The sequence below is a fragment of the Paenibacillus oralis genome (assembly GCF_003863965.1).
GTDB classification, from domain to species: domain Bacteria; phylum Bacillota; class Bacilli; order Paenibacillales; family Paenibacillaceae; genus Fontibacillus; species Fontibacillus oralis.
Genome location: NZ_RRCN01000001.1, coordinates 4632646 through 4654555, shown reverse-complemented (window position 1 = coordinate 4654555; position 21910 = coordinate 4632646). Strand labels below are relative to the sequence as shown.

The 21910-nt window shown below is 54.9% G+C and carries 14 protein-coding genes; 2 read left to right on the top strand and 12 right to left on the bottom strand.

Annotated features, from left to right (window positions below; all coding sequences use genetic code 11):
• Positions 1 to 12 precede the first annotated feature (12 nt).
• From dapA to EHV15_RS20660, 10 genes are all read right to left on the bottom strand, one after another.
• Entirely contained in the window at positions 13 to 894 is an 882-nt protein-coding gene (gene dapA, locus EHV15_RS20705; protein WP_128632871.1) for a 4-hydroxy-tetrahydrodipicolinate synthase, read from the bottom strand.
• Between the two features lie 174 nt (positions 895 to 1068).
• Complete coding sequence (locus tag EHV15_RS20700) at positions 1069 to 2844, bottom strand: sigma-54-dependent Fis family transcriptional regulator (protein ID WP_178075913.1); 1776 nt, start codon at positions 2842 to 2844, stop codon at positions 1069 to 1071.
• A gap of 437 nt (positions 2845 to 3281) precedes the next feature.
• Positions 3282 to 5045: a glycoside hydrolase family 2 protein gene (locus tag EHV15_RS20695; RefSeq protein ID WP_128632869.1), complete on the bottom strand. Its 1764-nt coding sequence runs from the start codon at positions 5043 to 5045 to the stop codon at positions 3282 to 3284.
• Positions 5042 to 7066, bottom strand: coding sequence for an alpha-L-arabinofuranosidase C-terminal domain-containing protein (locus EHV15_RS20690; RefSeq protein ID WP_128632868.1), 2025 nt, complete (start codon positions 7064 to 7066; stop codon positions 5042 to 5044). The genes EHV15_RS20695 and EHV15_RS20690 overlap by 4 nt, the downstream gene beginning before the upstream one ends.
• Positions 7067 to 7098: 32 nt before the next feature.
• Complete coding sequence (locus EHV15_RS20685; protein ID WP_128632867.1) at positions 7099 to 8004, bottom strand: carbohydrate ABC transporter permease; 906 nt, start codon at positions 8002 to 8004, stop codon at positions 7099 to 7101.
• A gap of 14 nt (positions 8005 to 8018) precedes the next feature.
• Positions 8019 to 8978, bottom strand: a complete 960-nt coding sequence (locus EHV15_RS20680) for an ABC transporter permease (protein WP_128632866.1) — start codon at positions 8976 to 8978, stop codon at positions 8019 to 8021.
• 33 nt (positions 8979 to 9011) lie between these two features.
• On the bottom strand, positions 9012 to 10583 hold the full coding sequence (locus EHV15_RS20675; RefSeq protein WP_128632865.1) for an extracellular solute-binding protein: 1572 nt from the start codon (positions 10581 to 10583) through the stop codon (positions 9012 to 9014).
• Positions 10584 to 10694: 111 nt separating this feature from the next.
• On the bottom strand, positions 10695 to 12299 hold the full coding sequence (locus EHV15_RS20670; RefSeq protein WP_128632864.1) for a response regulator: 1605 nt from the start codon (positions 12297 to 12299) through the stop codon (positions 10695 to 10697).
• A gap of 3 nt (positions 12300 to 12302) precedes the next feature.
• A complete protein-coding gene (locus EHV15_RS20665) occupies positions 12303 to 14102 on the bottom strand; it encodes a sensor histidine kinase (protein WP_128632863.1) in 1800 nt (599 codons plus the stop codon).
• Positions 14103 to 14170: 68 nt separating this feature from the next.
• A complete protein-coding gene (locus tag EHV15_RS20660) occupies positions 14171 to 15031 on the bottom strand; it encodes an AraC family transcriptional regulator (RefSeq protein ID WP_342774024.1) in 861 nt (286 codons plus the stop codon).
• Between the two features lie 124 nt (positions 15032 to 15155).
• Between EHV15_RS20660 and EHV15_RS20655 the strand changes: the two genes are divergently transcribed.
• Together EHV15_RS20655 and EHV15_RS20650 are read left to right on the top strand one after the other, a co-directional pair.
• Positions 15156 to 16694, top strand: coding sequence for a sulfatase family protein (locus EHV15_RS20655; RefSeq protein ID WP_128632862.1), 1539 nt, complete (start codon positions 15156 to 15158; stop codon positions 16692 to 16694).
• 404 nt (positions 16695 to 17098) lie between these two features.
• Positions 17099 to 18001 carry a transposase gene (locus EHV15_RS20650; RefSeq protein ID WP_128632861.1) on the top strand — a complete coding sequence of 301 codons (903 nt, stop codon included), beginning with the start codon at positions 17099 to 17101 and terminating at the stop codon, positions 17999 to 18001.
• 468 nt (positions 18002 to 18469) lie between these two features.
• On the opposite strand, the gene EHV15_RS20645 is transcribed toward EHV15_RS20650, so the two are convergent.
• Both EHV15_RS20645 and EHV15_RS20640 read right to left on the bottom strand, forming a co-directional pair.
• On the bottom strand, positions 18470 to 19549 hold the full coding sequence (locus EHV15_RS20645) for a M24 family metallopeptidase (protein WP_128632860.1): 1080 nt from the start codon (positions 19547 to 19549) through the stop codon (positions 18470 to 18472).
• Between the two features lie 69 nt (positions 19550 to 19618).
• Positions 19619 to 21904, bottom strand: a complete 2286-nt coding sequence (locus tag EHV15_RS20640) for a beta-L-arabinofuranosidase domain-containing protein (protein WP_128632859.1) — start codon at positions 21902 to 21904, stop codon at positions 19619 to 19621.
• Positions 21905 to 21910 lie beyond the last annotated feature (6 nt).

Below are 21910 nucleotides of genomic sequence, written 5' to 3'. Positions count from 1 at the left end.
TGTCTCTAATGTTTATCTCAGCTTGTAGCTGCTGACCATCTCCTGTACAATCGCCAGGGCCTCGCCGGACAGCTCGCTGACCGGCAGTTTCGGCGGACCGACAGGAATGCCGGACAATTCCACCGCTTTCTTCAGCACGGACGGCAAGGTGCCGTATTTGAACGTATCGCGCAGCGGATTCAGCAGGTCCTGGGCCTTCTGCGCTGCTTCGAGATCCCCCTTGAGCCAGTTCTGGTAAATGGACACGACGACCTCAGGCAGCATGTTGGCCGTAGCCGCCACCGCTCCGCTTCCTCCGGCGTTTAACGTCTGCAGAATCAGGGAATCGGTGCCTGCCAGCACGGAAAAATCTTCGCCTTGCGTGGCCTGAATATACTGCTGAATGTTCTCAAACTTGCCGCTGCTGTCTTTAATGGCGACAACGTTGGGGATTTTGGCCAGCCGCGCCACCGTATCCGCTTCCAAATGAACGCCTGTGCGTGAAGGAATGTTGTACAGGAGTACCGGCAGCGCAGTAGATTCGGCGATTTTGGCAAAATGGACGTACAACTCCTCCTGTGAAGGAGCAATAAAAAACGGGGTAATGACCGACAAGGCATCTGCGCCAAGCTCTTCCATTTTCTTCGATAGTCCAATGACGTCCGCGGTTGCGTTCCCTCCACTGCCCATGATGACGGGAACCGTGCCGTTCACCTCATCCACAACGATTTGAGCCAGCTTCAGTTTCTCCTGTTCATCCAACAGATGAAACTCCCCGTTCGTTCCGAGTGCAAACACACCGTTAACACCTGCATCGATCATCCGCCGCGTGAGCTGGCGAGCAACCTGTTCATTCACTTGCTGCTCTTCCGTCAAAGGAGTCAGCATGGCGGGAATAATGCCTTTGAATTCCATGATTTAGCCTCCTATATTCAAGTGTTCCTGTTTCAGAATTGAACTGTGTTCATATACAAGCGCTTTCAAATGTGATTATAGTCCTTGTTGTTCAATTTAACAACACCTTTTGATAAAATGTTCAAATTAAAAACAACATGTTTCATTATGAAACATGTTGTCCTGTTTAGCTAGTTACTTTATTTTCCTCCACAGCGTGGTCCGGCTGATGCCCAGGCGTTCGGCGGTTTTCACCTGATTCATTCCTTCCTCCATCAACACCTGCTGGATAATCCGCTGCTCAATTTCCTCCAGCGTTCCGCTGAGATCAAAATCCGGTTTCCCGTATTCGGTCCGCATCCGTCTGGTGGACAACACCTCGCTGATTTCCCCCTGCTCAATATACAATCCTTTGGCAAGCAGCACGGCTTCTTCGATCACCTGCCGCAGCTGATGAATATTGCCGCGCCATTCAAACCGTTCGAGCGCCTCTCTCGCTTCATCTCTGAGCCCGGCCACCTGCTTGCCGTACTTGGCGTTATATTCGTTGATGTACAGCAGAGAGAGGCCTTCAATATCCTCCTTGCGCTCCCTCAGCGAAGGCAGCGGCAGCGTGACTTCCGCCAGCCTGTAATACAGCTCCGCGCTGAATCCGCCGCTCTCGGTCCGCTCCAGAATGTCCTCCCTGGAGGACACAATCCATTGAAAAGCAGGCGTATGCTTGTCCAGATAGTCCGCCAATCCCTTCTGCTCAGCTTCACCAAGGCCGTCAATGTCGCGCAAAAATACAGTGCCACGCCCAAGACTGCCGAACAGTTCCTCATTCCGCTCCTCATTCAGCAGCATGTCCCACAGATCCTGTGAAGCCAGTCCGCATTCGATTTTCAGAAACGGCCGCAGCCCTCTTTCGCCGCCAAAATGAATAAACTGAGCCAGCAGCTCTTTGCCTGTCCCTTTTTCCCCGGAAATCCAGACGGAAAGCTGCTGATCGCGATAGCTCTGGGCTTTGTCCAGCGCATGCCTCATATTGCTGTTATGGCTGACGATGTTGCCGGCCACCTGCGCCGCGCGAAAGCCGGCCTCAGCCGGTACAAGGGAAGCCCCCCGCAGCCTGAGCTCATCCCGGCTTTTGCCGCTCGCGATCCGCAATACGGCCAATGGCCCGTCCGGGCCCGGCAGCGGGTAACCGCTGACCCGCCAGATTCGCTCCGCCTGCTCCAGCATGGTATGGAACGTACCCTCCGTTAGGATCTCGCGGACGATACGCCCTATTTTTTCAGAATCCATAAAAGGGGCAATCTGCCGGTTGAAATACGGATTGCCGAACACCTGCCGCTGCTCGCGGTCATAAACAGCCACCCCCGCCTGCTCTGCCTGAAGCACCTGGTAGGCCATGCCGTATTCCCGTTTGCACGCTTCAAACAGCGCATGCCACTTCCGCGCCTGCTGGAAGGAACGCAGCACGCTCTCTTTGCCTGAGGTCAGCAGAAAACCGATCAAACCCAGCTTTTCCGCTTCCTTGACGGTAATGACGTCCCCGACGATAATCTGATACCCCTGCTCCCGCAGCTCCTGCAGCACCTGGCCAACCCCGGATTCATCCTGAACCGTGTAGGAGGAAATTTTCATATCCAGCACCTCGCACACCGCCGCCGCGCCGGCGACCACCTGGGCGAAGCCCACGATCGCCACCTTGCCGGGATATCCTTTGGCAAGCGTCAGCACCCTCAGCATATCGTAGCCGGACACTTCAATCTCAACGACAGGAATGGCGACCCTGGACTGGATCAGCTTGGCCGTGCCGCCGCGGCTGATAATGATATCCGTCCCGCTACTCGCCGCTTCCTCGGCATATTTCAACCCCTGCTGCAAATCCCCGGTTTCCACCCTCAGCTCCATATCCTGGCCTTCCGCCAAGCCGAGAATCATTTCCTTCAATCCTTCATACGGCGCAATCGCCAGCACCTTCACGTCCATCATCCTCTGTTTCAGAGATAAACATTTCCTAGTTACACTATAAACAAGATGAACGTACTGTTTCAATAACTTACAGCTAAACGCGCAACAATTAAGAAAAACCTCGCCGCTGGCGAGGTCCTTTGCCGTTTAATCGTTTAATCCCATACCTTGGATGCGCGGGAGGGTCTAACGGACACCAGCGACCTTATCCGCCCATTTCCCGGGTATTTCCCAGCCTAACGGACACACACGACCCTATTTCGCTCTAAACCCGTTCATCCAGGCCGATTTGAGGTGAATAAGGTCTTCTGTGTCCGTTACATTTTGCAAACCTTCGTTTTTCCTCAAATAACGGCTCTGGAGTCCCTTAGCCTCCAGATTCCTCTTCTCCGCTCCTCTCTACCTGCGCATCCTCCTCTACCCCGCCGGAAATTTTATAAATTCTTGTTTCAGGCCAAATTGATCTCTTTAATTTTGGCAAGCGGGATTTTCGGCTTGCGGTCCTCCGTCAGGAGTCCGTTGATTTCCTGCTGTACATCGGCAAGCTGGGTGTAGCAGTAGCCGCAAATATAATCCACGCTTTTGATCGCCCGGGTCAGGCCTTCGAACCGTTCGAGGAATTCCGCTTCTGTTGCGACCTGGCGGCCATAACCCCAGCCTTTGTCCGACCTAAAAGCGATTCCGCCGAATTCGCTGATGATGATCGGCTGCCCGCGGTACCCGTAGCCTTCGGCCAAAGCGTATTTCCAGTGGTTGCAGGTGGTTTCCCTATTTACGATAGCATCCTTGTTGTCTTTGTACCGCCGCAAAAAACCGTCGCCCGTTTCGACGTAATCATGCAGCGTCAAAATATCGGAAACGGTATGCTCCCAGCCGTCGTTGGTAATGACCGGACGGTAGGGATCGAGCGCTTTGGTGAGATGGTAGATGCCCTCAGTAAATTTCTGCTGCCTCGCATCGCGGAGGATGGACGGGATGCCCCACGATTCGTTGAACGGCACCCAGGTGATGATGCTGGGATGATTATACTGCTGATCGACGATTTCCAGCCATTCCTTCGTAAACGCCGCGACCGCGCGGTCGTGAAATTCGAAGGTCGCCGCCATTTCCGACCAGACCAGCAGCCCTTTAACGTCGCACCAATAGAGAAATCGGGCATCCTCGATTTTCATATGCTTGCGCACACCGTTGTAGCCCATTTCCAGCATCCGGTCGATGTCGGCAATGATCGCTTCCTCGCTGGGCGGCGTTAAATGGCTCTCCGTCCAATACCCCTGATCCAAAATCAATCTTTGATAGATCGGCGCATTGTTTAGCAGCACCTGGCTGTTCTCAATCGAAATCTTTCTCATCCCGAAATAGGAAAAAACCCGGTCAACCACCCGATCCGCCTCGTACAGCACAAATTCCACGTCATACAAATTCGGATGCTGCGGCGACCAGAGGCATTTCTTCCACGGCCCGTTCGCCTCATGCACCAAATCGACTTCCACCGACAGGTTCGGGCGATCCGCCAGCAAGGCGACGCGCTTCACCGGTTTGCCCTTCAGCGTCACCATCGCCTCCACCCGCAAATCGCCGGCCTTTCGGGCGCCGCTGATCCGGTAATCGAAACGGACCATGGAGCGGTCGATGTCCGGCGTGATTTTGACTGCGTCCAGCCGCTGCTCCTCTACAAACTCCAGCCAAACTGTCTGCCAAATGCCGGTTGTTTGGACATAAAAGCATTCGAAGCTGTCCTTGGTCCAACGCTGCTTGCCCCGCGGCTGTGTGCAATCGTCGCTATCCTGCGCTTTTACCGTAATTTGATTGTCTGCCCCGAAAACCAGATAAGGGGTGATATCGAAGCAAAAAGCCGCGTACCCTCCTTGATGGCTGCCAGCCATCCTGCCGTTGATCCATACCTTGGCGATATAATCCACCGCCTGAAAGTGCAGGATCGCCCGCTTGCCTCCAGCCTCCTTCGGAATATGAACCGTTTTGCCGTACCATACCTGCGGGTGGAACTCCTCGATGCCGATCCCGCTCGCCTGCGTTTCGTACGTAAAAGGAACGGTAATCGTATGCGTTCCCGCAAACTGTTCCGGCCACTTCTCCTGCTCGCCGACATTGTTGTCGTCGAAACGGAAGTCCCATTCGCCGTTCAAATTGAGCCAATGCTCCCTGACGAATTGCGGCCTGGGGTAATCCTTCGTATAAGCTCTGGTTGTCACTGTTCTCCTCCTGTTCTAATCTCCAGCGCATAAACCGACGCCGGACGCAGCGGATAACCTTGCCGCCAGGCATCAAGCGGCACCATCCGCGATTGGCAGACGATTCGTTGCGGATCGAAGACGGAATTGATCGCTTCGAAGGAAGCGCCCGTAATTTCGTGCAGCAGCAGCGTCTCTCCGGACGGCTCCATGCCGAGCAGATTCAGTTCGGCATGGACTTCCTCGAGGCTGCGGTTCACGATAAAGACGGTAACTACGCTCCCGTCTTCATTCACGCACGCCGCCACGTCCAGATCCGGCAGCGCACCGAGATCAAACGGAGCCGGCTTATTCGCGCGCACGGAGAAGGTGCCGCAGGCCACGTCGGCGGGAAGCAGGCGCCGGATGTCCCGGTTCGCGTACAGCTTCATCACTTCATAGGTAGGCGTTCCGTATACGGTCAAAGGATGGCCGCTCCAGCCCGGCGTTTTGCCGCAATATTGGTCGGCGTAATAATCGCCCACGCGAATGCAGCCGCCAAGCCAGCCGTTTACGAGATCGGAAAAACTGCCGATGTGCACCAGATCGCTGGCGCGCAGCATCTCGTTGAGATTGGCGGCATTCGCCACCGCGGCACCCAGCGTATGCTCATCCGGCAGCCCTTTCCGCACCGTGTTCGGAAAATACATCGTGTTGTATTCGGTGACCGCCAGCTTCACATGGCGATGCTTCTCGTTCGCGCGGATCTGCTCTACCGTCCGCCGGAGGTCCTCCCGGGTCCACTCGGAGAAGGAGGCGATCGCTTTATAGCGCTCCTCGGCGGGCGTATCCCGGTTCATCCCGAAACGTCCGTAGCCGTGGTACAAGTGCAGGGTCAAATAATCGATATGTTCACCCGCGATATCAAGCACCGCCCGGTTCCATTCCTGATCGGTATGCCCACAGGCCAAGATCACAAGCGACGGCTCCACCGCTTTCATCGCCTCGGCAAACGTTACGCACCGCTCTGCAAACCGGTCCGCAGGACAAGTTCCGACCTGAAAATCCCCCCACACCTCGTTGCCGATCTCCCAATACCGGACGTCGTACGGCTCGGGATGACCGTTCGCCGCCCGCTTCGCCCCCATCGGGGTATCGCTGCCGCCGTTGCAGTATTCCACCCAGCGCGCGGCTTCCTCGGGCGTCCCCGATCCGTCGTTGACGCAGATCAGCGGCTCCACCTGAAGCTCCCGGCAAAAGCGGATAAATTCGTCTGTGCCAAAATACTTGCACGTCCACCCGCCCCATGCTTCGTTGTACATCACGGGCCGCTCCAACACAGGGCCGACGCCATGCTCGAAGTGGTAGGCGCTGATGTAATTGCCGGCCAGCCTCATCATCCCGGCGTTCAGCGACCGCGTCATCTCCAGCACCTCGCGCTTCACCCCGCCGATGTGATCCGCGGGCAGCAGGGACACGTGATCGAGCCACAGCATGCCGGTGGATACGTGGTCATTCCACCTCGGATGATCGGCCGGCACGTACACCCTGATTTCGGCGTCGGCGCAGGCGCGGGGGACGGACAGCTTCGCCTCGTATTCCCGCCAGTTATGGCTGCCCAGATCGATCCTAACAAGCCCAAGCAGCTCTCCCGTGCGCCGGTCCGCCGCCTCGACGATCACGTACTTCAGCTCGACCGACGCCCGCGCCACCAAGCGCACCGCATATTCGACCGGCCCTTTCAAAGCGGCCGCCTGCGCGATCCCGGCATACGCCTCGTCATCGCTCAAGATGCGGATGCGCACGGCGCGGCCCGAATGCTTCGGCGCCGGCGCCTCCAAAGCGTACCGGGTGTTCCGCCCGTTCGTATAGGCGCTCCAGCCCCCGGAAACCGCGCCTCTCCCCTCGGCATCGCTTTCAAAATCCATGTCCTTCAGCGGATAGGCCAGCATCGCCTCCATATGGTCGCGGATATCCTCCACGAAGTGCCCGAACAGGTACGGGTTCACCGTATGCCCGCTGGCCCGGCCGCCATCGATCGTAATCCTCGCGTTTGCCTTCAACCTGATCCCTCCCAGCTTTTTTCCCTCGCCATTTAACCTTTAATCGAGCCGATCATCACACCTTTGACAAAATGCCGCTGCACAAACGGATACATGATGAGCACCGGCAGGCTGGAGACAATTATGACCGCGTATTTGATGCTCTCCGCCAGCAAAACCTTGTCCTCCATCCCCACGAGTCCGTCCACCGCGTCCGACTGGCTGATCAGCAAAATTTCGCGCAGCACCAGCTGCAGCGGATACAGTTCTTCACTGCGGATATATATGAGCGCGTTAAAAAACGAATTCCAATGGCCAACCGCGTAAAACAACACCATCACCGCCAGGATCGGCTTCGACAACGGCAAAATGATGCTGACGAGCAGCCGCCAGTTGGAGCAGCCGTCCATATGGGCGGCTTCCTGGAGCTCCCAGGGAATGCTGGACTGGAAATACGTCCGCATGACGATCAGATTGTACGTCGAAATCGCTCCCGGCACGATCAAGGCCCACATCGTATCGACCATCCCCAGGTCTTTGACCAGCAGATAGGCCGGAATCAGCCCGCCGCTGAAAAACATCGTCAGCGTCACGATCAGCATCAGCCCTTTGCGGAGGGGCAGATCCGGGCGCGACAGCGGGTACGCCGCCAGCAGCGTCATAACGATGTTGACGGCCGTGCCGACCGCCGTATATACAATCGAATTGGCATACCCTCTCCAAATTTTATCGTTATCCAAAATGTTGGCGTAAGCGTCAAGCGTAACGCCCTTCGGCAGCAGCCACACTTCCCCGCCCAGCACCTTCGCCGGATCGCTGAATGAAGCGCTGACCACAAACAGCAGCGGATACAACACGATGACGATAATGACCGCCGCGATCAGGTACACAAGCCAATCAAACCACCGTTCATCGGCCGGGCCAGCCTGCGCTTCGGGCGCCGCAGCTCGTTTGGACATTTGCCCCGCCTCCTTTACCATAAACTCGTCTCCGACGTTTTGCGGGCAAAGCGGTTCACCAGAAGCAACAGCGTCAGGTTGATCACCGAGTTGAACAGCCCGATCGCCGCCGTGTAGCTGTATTCCCCTTGTAAAATCCCGGTCTTGTACACGAACGTGGAAATCACGTCGCTCGATTCGAGATTTAAATTGTTTTGCATCAGCAATATTTTTTCGAACCCGATGTTCATAAACTGCCCCACGTCGAGGATCAGCAAAATAACGATGACCGGCACGATCCCCGGCAAAGAAACGTGCCAGATACGCCGCAGCCGGGAAGCCCCGTCCATCTTGGCCGCTTCGTACAGCTGCGGATTGATCCCGCTAAGCGCCGCAATATAAATAATCGATTGCCAGCCCATGTTCTGCCAGATGTTCGAACCGATAAAAACGGTTTTGAACCAGCCGGCAGATTCCATAAACCGGACCGGTTCGCCGCCAAACGCCTGAATCAGCTGGTTGACCGGGCCGGCGGGCGACAGCAGCACCGTCAGGATGCCCACGATAACGACCACCGAAATGAAGTGCGGGATATAAGTGATGTTTTGCAGCAGTTTGCTGTATGCTTTGCTCCTGATCTCGCCGATCAGCAGCGCCAGCAAAATCGGAATCGGAAAGGCTACAGCCAAAGAAAACAGATTAATGGACAGCGTATTCCACAGCAGCCGCCAGAAATAATACGAATCGAAAAAGCGCGTAAAGTGATCGAAGCCGACCCATTCGCTGCCGGCGATCCCTTTCGCCGGATTGAAATTTTTGAAGGCGATCTGCAGCCCGTAGAGCGGACCGTAGTGGAATAGCAAGTACCAGGCTATCGGCAAAAGCAGCATAAGGTACAGGTCATACCTTTTGGCGATCTCCCGGGCCAGCCGGGCGCCCCGTTTCGGACGATTACGGGGCACCGCGGCCGCTAACGGGGCCTCTGTGTTTTTCATGGGAATCCACTCCTTATCCGAAAAAGATCCGCATCACTTCTGCATCTTGCCGTAAGCTTCCTGATACAGCTTCTCCAGCTCGTCAATTTTCATCTTCTTCAGTGTGGACTGGAATTCATCCCATTTGTCGAAGCTGAGCGCCCCGGCGATAAACTTCGTGCTTTGCTCTTCGTAATACTTATCGATGTCGGTACGCAGGATATTGACCTCCTGCGCCGTCTTTTCATCAAACATCGGGGCGGCGTAGCGAACCTGCGGCATATAAGGATCGAGCTTTTGCTGCGCCTCCTGTACCTGCGGAGGATTGATGTAGGAAGCGACCTTTTCGCTGATCAGGTGCGGCGCTCCTCCTCCGGCGTACGGGGTGATTTTCGGCTGCGTCTCCGATGTCGAGTACTCCTCCTTGTAATAGGGAATGCCGTCTTTCAGTTCATAATGCTCGCCCTCCCGGCCGAACCGCAGCAGCGTAGCTCCTTCGTCGCTAAAGAAATAATCGATCCAGCGCATGGTCGCTTCCGGGTATTTATTGACCGAAGTGATCGCAAAAGCTCCGAAATCCCGCGGCACCGGCAATGCCTGGGCTTGCAGCCGGTCCCCGTGCGGCCCTGCGGGAGGTGCGATCCCTTCATATTGATCCGCAATCGGCAGGAAGTTGTTGTTCGTCTGATCAAAGAACACGCCCGTTTTACCCGAGCCCTGTTTGGCCAAATATTGCGCTTCCGTATGCGAGAACACTTCCGGATCGAGCAGCTTCTCTTTATAAAGCTTGTTCAGGTACATCAGCATCTCTTTGTTGCGGTCGCTGCCCATCCAAATTTTCACCTGGCCGTCGACGATGTTAATGTTGTAGCCGAGCTGCTGGTCCAGGCCAAACGACCCGCTCATCATCGTGACGATATGCAGCCCGACGCGGGCGGTCAGCGGAATTTCGTCCTTTTGGCCGTTTCCGTTCGGATCCTGATCCCGGAAGGCCACCAGCACATCATAAAGCTCATCCGTCGTCTCCGGTTCCTTCAGGTTCAGCTTTTCCAGCCACGCTTTGTTGATCCACTTCTTGTCCGTACGCGCCGCGGCCAACGTCACGATGCCCGGAACCGCATAAATATGCCCTTCCGGCGTGGTGATCGCGGCGCGGATTTCCGGGTACTGCTCCATCAGCTTCGTTAAATTGGGAGCGTATTCGGCAATCAAGTCTTCCAGCGGGATCAATTGGCCGCCCGCTCCGTAGCGAACCGCTTCCAAAGGCGTCAGCCCGGAGCGGTACAAAGCGTCGGGAAGCTCGTTGGACGCGAACAGCAGGTTTTTCTTCTCCTGAAAACCGTCCGTTGGCGCTTCGATGAATTTTACCTGCATATGGCTCATTTTCTCGTAGTCCTGAAACACCGGCATATCTTTAAACGGCCCGTTTACCGGGGCAATCCGGGTGAACATCGTCAACTGAATCGGTTCCTGTACGATCGGAAAACCGTCCTTGCTGACCTCATTAGCCGTCGCCGCCTGCGGAGCGGCCTCGTTGTTTTTTCCGGCGCCGGAGCTGCACCCGCCCAGCACCAAACCGGCGATGACCATTATGCTTAATGCCGATCTTCTCCATGGTTTACGCATTGCTTACGACCTCCTTTTCTTGTCACCGAACGAATGATGTAAGCGTTTCCTGCGGTGTGCGTTCATTATAGTTCAGCCGCCGGAGACCGCAAATTATAAAAATATGACTATTTACTCCACTTTTTTTACGGGCCGGTTCATATAGTCGTGCGGCGTCATCCCGGTCAGTTCCTTGAACACTTTGAAAAAATAATTGTATGTCGTAAAGCCCACCTGGCTGCTGATTTGCTTGACCGAATTACGCCCGCTTTCCAGCAGTTTGCGGCTCGCGTCGATGCGCACCCGGTTGACGTACTCGGAGAACGTCGCCCCCGTTTCTTCTTTAAATATCCGGCTCAAATACGAAGGATTCAGCCCGATCGCCCCGGCCGCCAGCTCCAGGGTAATATAGCTCTGGTACCGTTCCAGAATCAGCATGATCGCCTGCGACACATGCCGCGAATACGGGCCGGCCGCACGCTCCCCTTTCAGACGTTCCAGCAGAGCTTCATAATAAGACGAGATCCACCTCTCCAGTTCCTCCACAGTGCCGATCTTCCCCAATGCCGTGCGCGGCGGCCATCCGCCCGCGGCGGTTTCCTCCCCCGGCAGCCATTTTTTCCGCGCCTTGTCCGCGATCGAGAGCAGCTCGCTAACGATCATTTGCACCGGCTGGGCATGGAGCGGCTGCCGGCGTACGCTGGCAAACACGGAGGCGATCAACCGCAGCGCGCCTTCTTTGTCCAGATTTTCTAGGGAAAGCAGCAGCTGCTTCTGCTCCTCGATGGTCAAAGCGACGCGCTCGGTGTTGTTCCCCGTTTTCTCCCCCGCCGGGGGGGCGTCCAAGGCCCGCTCGGCCGAGCGGTAGCTGGCTGCGAGCTGCGGCATGCTGCCGCAGAAGTGGCCGACGGCATAGATGCACTTCAGATTCAGGAACAGCTCAAGCGAGTGGCGCAGCTTGCTCATCCGCCTGGCGGCCTCGCTTGCGGCGGCTTGTTCGCTGCGGTCCTGGAACGCCAGGACAACAGCCAAGCGTCCATTTCCAACGTAAGCCGCCGTGGCTCCCGGGAGATCGCTCAAACTTTGCTGCATGACGTCAACGGCCTGCTGCATCAGCCGGTTCGTCTCCACGTCGCTGTGCGATTCCGTCAGCAGCCGAAAGGAGACGATTTGCACCGCCGCCGCTGTATAGCAGACCGCGCCCGCAAACAGGCCGCTCTGCCGGGCATAGGCTTCCAGCTCCCTGGCCGGGCCGGGTTTTCCCCGCAGCAAACCTGCGATATGCTCGCGAATCAGCTGCGGACCGGCGCTTGCCGCCATTTCCCGGTCCCCGCCCCGGCTCTCTATCAGCCGCTCCCGCTGCTCCACTTCCCGGACTGCCTTACGCAACACGGCCATCAGCGTTTCGCCGTCCAGCCGGTGCTTCAGCAAATAATCGGCCGCTCCGTTTTTCAGGCATTCGCGTACATAGTCGTAATCGTCGTAGCTGCTGAGCATGATCGTTTTGACGGAAGGAAACCGCTCCCCGATCGCCCGCTGGAGCTCTACCCCATTCATGCCCGGCATATTCACGTCGATGATGGCGACATGAGGCCGGGTTCGTTCGATCATCCGCAGCGCCGTTTCGCCGTTATAGGCTTCGCCGCACAGCTCGAAACCGTGGCTTCGCCAATCCGACAAGGTCCATACATGTTGATGGACCAAAGGCTCGTCATCAACCAACAGCACTTGAAACATGATTCAGCCCACCTCTTTCGCTTGAGTTTCCGGATTCCACAGCCGGGGGAAGCGGATCTCCACCTTCGTATACAGCCCCTCTTCGCTGAACACCTTGACGCCATACGGCTCCCCGTACATACGAACGATCCGCTCATGCACGTTGCGTACGCCCATGCCGCTAAAACGCGACGGGATTTCCCCCTTCGTCCCGAGCAAGGCGTCGATTTGTTCCCAGGACATACCCTTGCCGTTGTCCATGACCTCGATTTTCAGATCGCCTTCCTCCTCGTAGACGCGGATCACCACGAATCCCCCGGAAGCCGACGCGCCAAGGCCGTGCATCAACGCGTTCTCCACGATCGGCTGCAGCATCAGCTTGAGAACCCGGCACTCCAGCAGGGCGTCATCTTCAATCTGCATATGAACCGGAATCGGCTCCATAAACCTGTATTTCACGATCGAAACGTAGCAGGAAACATAGTCCAGTTCCTCCCGCACGGTGAGAAATTCATTCGAGTTGCCGAGCACGCCGCGCATCAGTTCGATCAACGATCCGGACACCTCTTCAATATTGGGGGCCCCGTTCAGCTTGGCCAAATATTTGATCGTGTTCAGCGAATTGTACAAAAAATGCGGGCGGATCTGCGCTTGTAGAGCGGTCAGCTCCGCCTCCCGCTTGGCCTGCTCGCTGACGCGAATCCCTTCCATCAGCCGTTTCAACTCGTCGACCATGCTGATAAAAACCCGGTACAATTCGCCGATTTCGTCTTTGGTGCCGATCTCCGTTTTCGGAAAATCCAGATTTCCGTCTTTGACCCGTGTCATCATCGTTTTCAAGCGGCGGAGGTGGAGGGTCGTCCTGGATGACATCTGCAGCGTCCCGATTAAAACGGCGATAAACACGACGGCCGCCACCTCGACCATCAGATTGCGGATGCGGACGGATTCTTTCAGCAGCGAATCAAGCGGGATCAGCGCCCGCGTGGTCCAGCCCGTATAGTCAGAGCGCCGGCTGACAACGATATAGGATTTGCCGTCGATGATTTGTTCCGCCGCCAGCTCAGTCAGGCCCGCCGAAGCCGGATGGGCATAGATCGTTTTTTCCATTTGGGGGGAAAGGGAGGACGGCGCCGAGTCGGAGCGGTAGACGAGCTCATTTTGCTCATCAAGCACATACAGAATGCTGTCCGCGGTCGGTTTCACGCCGTATGTCTTGCGGATAAAATCATAATTCAAATCCACCATCACCACGCCGATCGTTTCCCGGTTATAACGCAGAACGCGACCGACAGAGATGGCATCCGCAGGGCCCCCTTGCTTAAAATAGGCATGGCGTTCCCCGTTTTGCAGCATATACTCCATCGTCTTCGTATCCAGAAACGTCCGGTCGATCCAGGGGCCGCCCGCGAAGAACACCTTCCCGTTCAGGCCGATCACGGCGATCCGCGAAATATAAGGCTTATAATCGATCAGCCCGGACAAAAACTCGGTGATCCGCTTCTGCTCCTGAAACCATTCGTAGCTGATTTCCTCGCTCGGACTTAACACAGTGTCGATCACCGTGTTTTTGTTGGTCACGGCCACCGTGTTCAATCGGTCGACCTCCTTTAACATCACGTTGAGGGATTCATCGGCCTGGCGGATGCTGTCCGACACCGAGGTGATGGCGTTAGCCTTAATCGTCTCGCGCATGTTCACGTAAACGATGCCGGTCACGGAGACGATGGACAGCAGCGAAAGCAGCCCGAAGGCGATAAATATTTTCCCCTGAATGCTTAGCTTCGGCGAGGATATCCACTTGCGCAGCGATGTCAGCGTCATATTGGGCACTCCTTTTCATTCGGGCTTGGATCAGGTTTGTAAGCGCTTGATAAATTGAGCCGCCGCAGCTACCCGTTTTTTGCCGTCCGCATGGCGAGCGGGGGAACCTTGTAATAGATTTTGAAAGCTCGGGTGAAGGTGTACAGATTCGGATACCCCAGCGACAAGGCGATCTCCGTCACGCTCGCGTCCGTTTCGGTGAGCAGGCGCTTGGCCTTCTCCATGCGGATATTTTGCAGGTATTTCTGCGGCGGCAGCCCGATCTGGCTTGTAAACACATTGGAAAAATACGAGCGGTGCACGCCCGCAAACGCGGCGACTTGCTGCACGGTGATCCCTTCCGTGGCGTGCAGATCCATAAAATCCATGCATTCGCGTATCCAAGCGGAGGGTTCGGCGGCGCCCACGGGTGCCGTATCGGGGATAAGTTCGGCGAGCAACCGGCAAATCCGTCCCTGCAGTTCCAGCGATATGGCCGGGTTCCACCGCTCTACGCCCGCCAGCGCCTCGATCGTACGGCCCAGCGTTTCGCGGGCGCGGGGAGAAATCAGCCGCTGGCCGTAAGGTCTTTCCGGCGTGACCCCTATGAGTTCCAGCAGCGGCCCCACCCGGCTGCCGTCCAGCGCCAGCCAGTTCATCCGAGGCGGCGGTTCCGCCGGCAGTGCGTAATAATGGTAGGTCCGCCCGGGAAACAGGCAAAACAAATCGTCCTTTTGCAGCTCCACCCGTTTGTCGGCGTATTCGAGGCACAGCTTCCCCTCCAGCACAAAATGAAGACTGTAGCATTCGATTCGCTTCGGCCCCACCCGGTAATGGGGTTTGCCGACGCTGCGGCCGGCCCGTACCGGCCAAAGCTGCGCTTCTTTATCCAGAAACCCCGGCGTATAGTAAATAAACTCGGCAAACTCGTGGTCGTATTCCTGCATCATCCCGCACGCCCCTCCGAATTAGAAATTATTTTCTGTAGACAACAAAATGACAACTCCAAGATAACAGAAAGCCATTTATAAAACGCTTTATTTTCAATAATATCATAATAGGAGGGGATTTATTTTGTCCAGTAAACCTAACATTTTACTAATCACGAGTGACCAACAGCATTGGGACACGATCGGTGCGTTTCAGTCCGAAATCTCTACACCGAATTTGGATCGCCTGGCGCGGCAGGGAACAATGTTCAGCCGGGCTTATTGCCCGAATCCGACTTGCACGCCAAGCCGCTCTTCGATCATTACGGGCATGTATCCGAGCCAGCATGGCGCCTGGACCTTGGGGACGAAGCTGCTTGAGGACCGCCATACTGTCGGGGAGGATTTCAACCGGGCCGGCTATAAAACCTCGCTGATCGGCAAAGCGCATTTTCAGCCTTTGAAATCGACGCCGGAATACGAATCGCAGGAAGCTTATCCGCTGCTCCAGGACCTGGATTACTGGCGAAATTTCCACGGCCCGTTTTATGGCTTCGATCACGTCGAGTTGGCGCGGAACCATACGAATGAAGCCCATGTCGGTCAACATTATGCTTTATGGCTGGAAGAACAAGGCTGCGCCAATTGGCGGGATTATTTCCTGCCGCCGACCGGGACGATGGATCCCGCGCAGACATACAAGTGGCCGATCCCGGAAAAATACCATTACAACACGTGGATTGCCGAGCGGACGAACGCCCGCCTGGAAGAGCACAAAACATCAGGGGAGCCTTTTTTCCTGTGGGCCAGCTTCTTTGACCCGCATCCGGAATATTTGGCGCCGGAGCCGTGGGATACGATGTATGACCCGGAGCAGTTGACGATACCGTCGCTTACGCCGGGAGAGCATGACCGGAATCCGCCGCATTTCCGCCTGACGCAGGAGGAAAATCCGGACTTTTCACACTTAATGGAGACAGGATTTGGCATCCACGGCTACCGGTCCCATCATTATTACGAATACGGGGACAAGAAACGTCTGACGGACGACGACAAAAAGAAGCTCGTCGCCGTATACTACGGCATGATCAGCCTAATGGACAAATATATCGGAAAAATTCTCGATAAACTGGATGAACTGGGGCTCGCCGACAACACCCTCGTCGTGTTTACGACGGATCACGGCCACTTCTTCGGCCAACACGGCCTGCAAGCCAAGGGAGGATTCCATTACGAGGATTTGATCAAACTGCCTTTTATCGTCAGATACCCGGGCCGCGTTCCCGCCGGCAGACGCTCGGACGCGATTCAATCGTTGGTCGATCTGGCGCCGACCTTTCTGTCCTTTTGCGGGCTGCCGATTCCGCCGTCCATGACCGGCGTCGACCAGAGGGACGTGTGGCTCGGCGTAAAGGAACAAGTGCGGGATCACGCGATCTGCGAGTTCCGGCATGAACCGACGACGATTCATCAAAAAACGTATGTCGACGCCCGTTACAAAATCACCGTGTACTACAATCAGTCCTATGGGGAGATCTTCGATCTACAGGAGGACCCGGGAGAACTTCACAACCTGTGGGACGAACCTGGTTATGAAGGGCTGAAATCGCAGCTTCTGCTCAAATATGTATGGGCTGAGCTGGGCAAAGAACCCCTGCCGATGCCGAGAATCCATCATGCGTAAACAGCGGTAACCAGGCCTGCGAGTACCCGGCCGATAACCTGGCAAAACTAAGGTTTTCGGCCGCCGAGGTCAGCGCATTTACCTTTTGCACCGTAGCCGTTTCGAGCAGTGTCTCAAATCGACGCCAGGTGAGGGGGCTGTCTAAAGGGTTCGTGTCTTGGTGTCTTGGTGTCTTGGTGTCTTGGTGTCCCTGCCTGCAGCCTTTGCACGATTATCCCTTTCGTTCAGAAAGGGCAGGGGGTGGGGGCTAGGCTAGGGTTCCAAAAAAGAGAGAAGAAAAAGAGATGAGGAAAAAATGAGGCGGTTCAGGTGAGATTTTCGCCTTGATAAGGGAACGTACGTTTGGTATAATAAAAATAAGTCGAACACACGTTCTTAAAGTCTTGATTCGGGGGCGAGTGAACATGGAAGTCAATGCGGGAACGGATCTTCAATTATTCAGCAGCCGTTATAACAGCGAGCAGGCCTGCATGGAGGCGGTGATCGCGATGAAATGGCCGAACGGCTTCGTCTGCCCGCGCTGCGCTCACACCCGGTGCAGCCGTCTGACTTCCCGGCATATCCCCTTGTTCGAGTGTGGAAGGTGCGCGCATCAAACGTCGGCTTTGGTCGGCACGATTTTTGAACGAACGCATCTGCCCCTGCTCAAGTGGTTCAAGGCGTTGGAGCTGTTCCTGCTTGAGGACGGCATCTCGGCGTTGCGGCTGAGCCAGGTGATCCGGGTCACCTACAAAACCGCTTGGTTGATGCTGCACAAAATACGCCATGCCGTTGGGGAATTCGATGCCCGAGAGCTACTCTGCGGAGACGTGAAGGTAAACAGCGATCAGTATGGGCGTAACCCGTCCCGGTGTCAGCTTTCACATCCGTATGCCTCGGCGGTCGTAGCGGGCTGCACGGTAACGGAGTCGGGCGAGCCGGAGCAGGTCAAAATCCGTCTGGTGCCGCATAAGAGAGGAGACGGGAAAAGGGCAAACCGTCTCGAACTCGCTGCGTTCATCAACGGGCATGTGGATATCCGTACATCGGCGGTAGAGTCATTCCCCCTAGCCTATCGGCTGTATACGCCCTTGCGGAAAGTGGTGAGAGAGGCGTGGGAATCGCTGAAGAGTACGTATGTAGCCTTGGGACTGAAGCATCTGCAGGCGTACCTGAACGAGTACACCGTACGCCGCTCGCTGCGCCGGCCCGGAGCGGAAGAAACGATGCGGCAGAAGTTGCTGCGCATGTGTGTGGTGATTCCGGCGATCCCTTACCGCCAGCTGATCGCGCGCCAACCGAACCAGCCCCTTGCGGTTGCGGCCTGATCGAGACGCTGGAACGGCAGGGAAGTTTGACGCAGATCAACTTAATGGGTAGGGGTTAGCATGAACAGTCCGGGCGTTGCTGCAAATGGAAGGGTTCAGGCTACAGCAAAATCACGGTCTTTTCGTTTCCTTCACGTCTTGTCCTTGATCTCCTGTCTTGATCTCTTGTCCGGTCTGTTTCACCTCCCCTAAACCTGATTCCTTCTCCTAAGCCCGTCTAAATTATCTCGAACCGATCTGCTTCTCCACCAAATATTTTCTTCTCCCGAGCTTGTCTGTTTCTCTGCTCCCCTGATCAAACGGGATAATCGTGCAAAGCGTCCGGACAGTGAGTGTTGATCTGCCGCCCCCCACTTCCCTGTCCTAAGCTTTCAACGCCCTTCCGCGTTTCTTTGAAAACCTTCAGTTCAAGAACTCAAGCTAATTTTTGCTCTGGTCGCACCGAAAGTTGAGTTTTTTAGACTAAAATTAGGCAAAAAATGGCAATATGATCAAATCCCGCTTAGGAGATTTTGTTAACACCCGGCTTTGCTTTTTGCCCACCAGTACATCATCCTCAATCCGGACTCCGCCAATCCCCGGCAAATATAAGCCCGGTTCGATCGTCATAATCGTATTCTCCACAAACTCGTGTTCGGACCGGTAGCTGATATACGGCGCTTCATGAATATCCAGTCCGATGCTGTGGCCGGCGCCATGATTGAACCGCTCATTCATATTTTCTCTTACAAAGGGACTGCGGATCATCGAATCTAATTCATTGCTTTTGATCCCGTGACGAATGGCGTTCACCCCCGCCAGCTCCGCTTCCAAAACCAAATCGTACATTTCCGCAAGGCTTGGATTAGGTTCACCTACCGCAACCGTTCTGGTCATATCCGAAGCATATCCTTGAAAAGTGGCGCCAAAATCCAAGATCACCATATCTCCCAATTCGATCACTTTCTCACTGGCTTCGCCATGGGGATAGGCGGACCGGATCCCCGAGGAAACAATGGTTTCGAAAGAGGTTTTCTCCGATCCGTTCTGCTTCATGAAGTGCTCCATTTCGGTGGCCACCTGCTTCTCGGATAGGCCAGGGCGAATAAAATTTAAAATGTGCATAAACGTCCGATCAGCTATTTTTACGGCCTCTATCGTCTTTCGGATTTCATCTTCATCTTTTACCGCCCGGAACTCCTCTACCCAGCCATCCGCTATTCTGGTCTTTACTTGGACCAACGTCTTGAATAGCTCTCCATCGCTGTAGCTTAAATGCGCCCCTTCAAATCCAACCTCTTCGATATGATGCTTGCGGATGATTTCAGCCGCTTCGGCCAGCAAGGATTGAGTCCAGCAAACGATCTGAATCGGGTTGCTTAATTCTGCCCGGGCCTGTTCCACATAACGTCTGTCGGTAATGAAAAAAACGGCGTTTTCAATAAGGAGCAACGTGGAATCCTCCCCTGTAAACCCGCACAGATAACGGACATTTTTCGGATTACTTACGTATATGGCCGGCAGGTTTTCTGCAGCCATTTTGTTCAGCAAACGTTCGATTCGCTTCATGGTCTCTCGTCATCCCCTTCGTAAAATGGAAAAAAGGGGGGGAATTTACGGATTCCTCCCCGCCTCCGATTAGATGGTCTTGATATATAAATGGTAATGCTCATGGTTCAGTTCGGCCAACGGTGCAAATTCAAGCTGCTGATCCTTATAGATAAAACGGTTGGAGCCGGCCACCCGCTCAAACTTTATAGCAAGATTCCCCTCGCTTACCGGCAGTGCAAAATAATCCTTTTGGTCCGAGACGGCGGCCAGGATATAGGGACCGAAGGCCAAAGAGGCAATGTCGGATTGATCCGGCGTATATTCCAAACGCAGCCGTGGCTCAAACTTAACGGTTACTTTGTCACCCTTGCTCCATTTTTGCGATAACACCATATAACCGCTCTCTTCCGACGCCTTCACTTCCGCCCGGTTCACAAAGACTTTAACCTCACCATCATGCCAATAAGGTTTGCGGATTTTTAAATTCGCTCTCGCCAAACTTTCAATGCAAAGCTCGATATCGCCGTCAAACACCTCGGGCACGGATTGTACAACCTGTATCCCCTTCTCCTCATCCTTCAATTCCGACGAAACGAACAAATTGATATATAAGGACTCGGCATCCTCAAAATAAATCGCCTCGGCATATTTGAAGTGGTTTTCCAATCCCGTCCCGTGACAGCAGGAGTTCTCCTCGTCAAACCCTTTTTGTCCGCCGGGACTGGTCGGCATAAAGTACGTGCTGGCGCCGAGGGCTTCATGATCCGTCGAGGAAAGGATATGGCCCAGCATCGTTCGCTCGTAATAATCCATGTACTTTACGTCCTTCTCAACCCCGTATAGCTGCTTGGTTAGTTTCAGCATATTGTAGGAAGCGCAGGTTTCCGCCGTATGTTCCGTCAGATGGGCGCCGATTTTGTGCGGCTGCTTAAACATTTCCCCTTCCCCGGTTCCGCCGATGGAGTAAATATGCGCATTCACCACCGACTCCCAGAAAAACTTGGCGATATCGTAATATTTTTGCTCTCCTGTGGCTTCGAAAATTTTGAAGGCCCCGACGACTTGCGGGATATGCTGGTTGGCATGCAGCGCGCCCAAAGCGTCCACTTGTTGTTCCATCGGAAAAAACAAGCGGTCATTATCAAACAGCTTTGCAGCGGCAATATGGTGTTCCTTATGCGTGTATGTGTACAATTCGGCCAGCGATTCATTGATCCCGCCAAATTCGCCGGCGATATACATGCCCCACATTTTTTTCAGTTGCTCATGCGGCAGTGCGCTTAACCGGTTGTAGATCCAGTCTCCCACTTTGTCGGCAATGGTTAGCGCCGGTTCAATGCCCGCGAGATGATAACTGTCCAGCAAACCGGCCAAAATTTTGTGCAAGGTATAATAGGGAGCCCAGATTGCCGGATATCGCGTATATTTTTCCAGCAAATCAAACTGTTCTTCGGAATAAGCGCTAAGAAATCCGTAATGGTAGTGTTCATCCGCCTCAAAGGCCAACTGCACTTTGTTTAACTCTGCAATCATGTAAGCCAGCTTCTGATGAATCCGTTCATTGCCGGTTGCTGCATAGCATAACGCTAGCGCAGATAGATAATGCCCGGTGGTGTGCCCTTTCAGCAAGCTGTCATCCGCATCCCATCCAATCATGGCCGGAGCGTTTAACGTATCCAAGCCGGCGGCTTTGCGAAAATTGTAAAGCATCTGGTCATCATTGACCGTGAGCAGAAACTGCAGTCTCCGATCCTGCGCGGTTTTGGGCAAGGAAGGGCCTTGAAGACGCACGTTCCGGACCGGGATGGGGTCCAGTTGAAGTTTGGTATGGCTCAATTTTGCAATTTTGTTTCCGTTCTCGATGAGAATAACCGCTTCCACCTCATACAGCGTATCCGTCAGGTGACCGGCAGCATTGTACTCCCCGTTTTCCGAAAACACACGTTTTTCTCCCCCATGCCAGGTCACGGAATGAGCAAGCACATCCCCGCTTACGGTTTGAATCGAGACGGCGGAAGGCAAATAAAATTCCTGGTTTGGCTCCTGCTTGATCACGATGGGAAAGATCTTATTGACCTGGATTTTATTTTTCTCCTCCAAGATCGTCACTTCAAAAACCTTCTGGAGGCTGGCCTCGCCATACTGAAAGGTGGCGGTAACCGGAACGACCCGATCCCCCTTCCCGTACTCAGGCTGACGCACTTTCCCGGAACCGTCGATCCAACGGTCATCTTTCGACGCCCAAGTAATTTGGGAGCCGTTTTTACCTTCGTGCGGCAAATGAATATCGAACTCCACCGTCTTCAAATTGCCTAGATGCAGGGCCTCCATATCCTCTTGAACGATTTCCAGATCACTCCGTTTACTTGACATCGGCTT

Coding starts and splice junctions, on each gene's coding strand:
- EHV15_RS20665 (WP_128632863.1), bottom strand. CDS start 14,102: ATGACGCTGACATCGCTGCGCAAGTGGATATCCTCGCCGAAGCTAAGC.
- EHV15_RS20675 (WP_128632865.1), bottom strand. CDS start 10,583: ATGCGTAAACCATGGAGAAGATCGGCATTAAGCATAATGGTCATCGCC.
- EHV15_RS20670 (WP_128632864.1), bottom strand. CDS start 12,299: ATGTTTCAAGTGCTGTTGGTTGATGACGAGCCTTTGGTCCATCAACAT.
- EHV15_RS20680 (WP_128632866.1), bottom strand. CDS start 8,978: ATGAAAAACACAGAGGCCCCGTTAGCGGCCGCGGTGCCCCGTAATCGT.
- EHV15_RS20640 (WP_128632859.1), bottom strand. CDS start 21,904: ATGTCAAGTAAACGGAGTGATCTGGAAATCGTTCAAGAGGATATGGAG.
- dapA (WP_128632871.1), bottom strand. CDS start 894: ATGGAATTCAAAGGCATTATTCCCGCCATGCTGACTCCTTTGACGGAA.
- EHV15_RS20685 (WP_128632867.1), bottom strand. CDS start 8,004: ATGTCCAAACGAGCTGCGGCGCCCGAAGCGCAGGCTGGCCCGGCCGAT.
- EHV15_RS20660 (WP_342774024.1), bottom strand. CDS start 15,031: ATGATGCAGGAATACGACCACGAGTTTGCCGAGTTTATTTACTATACG.
- EHV15_RS20645 (WP_128632860.1), bottom strand. CDS start 19,549: ATGAAGCGAATCGAACGTTTGCTGAACAAAATGGCTGCAGAAAACCTG.
- EHV15_RS20650 (WP_128632861.1), top strand. CDS start 17,099: ATGGAAGTCAATGCGGGAACGGATCTTCAATTATTCAGCAGCCGTTAT.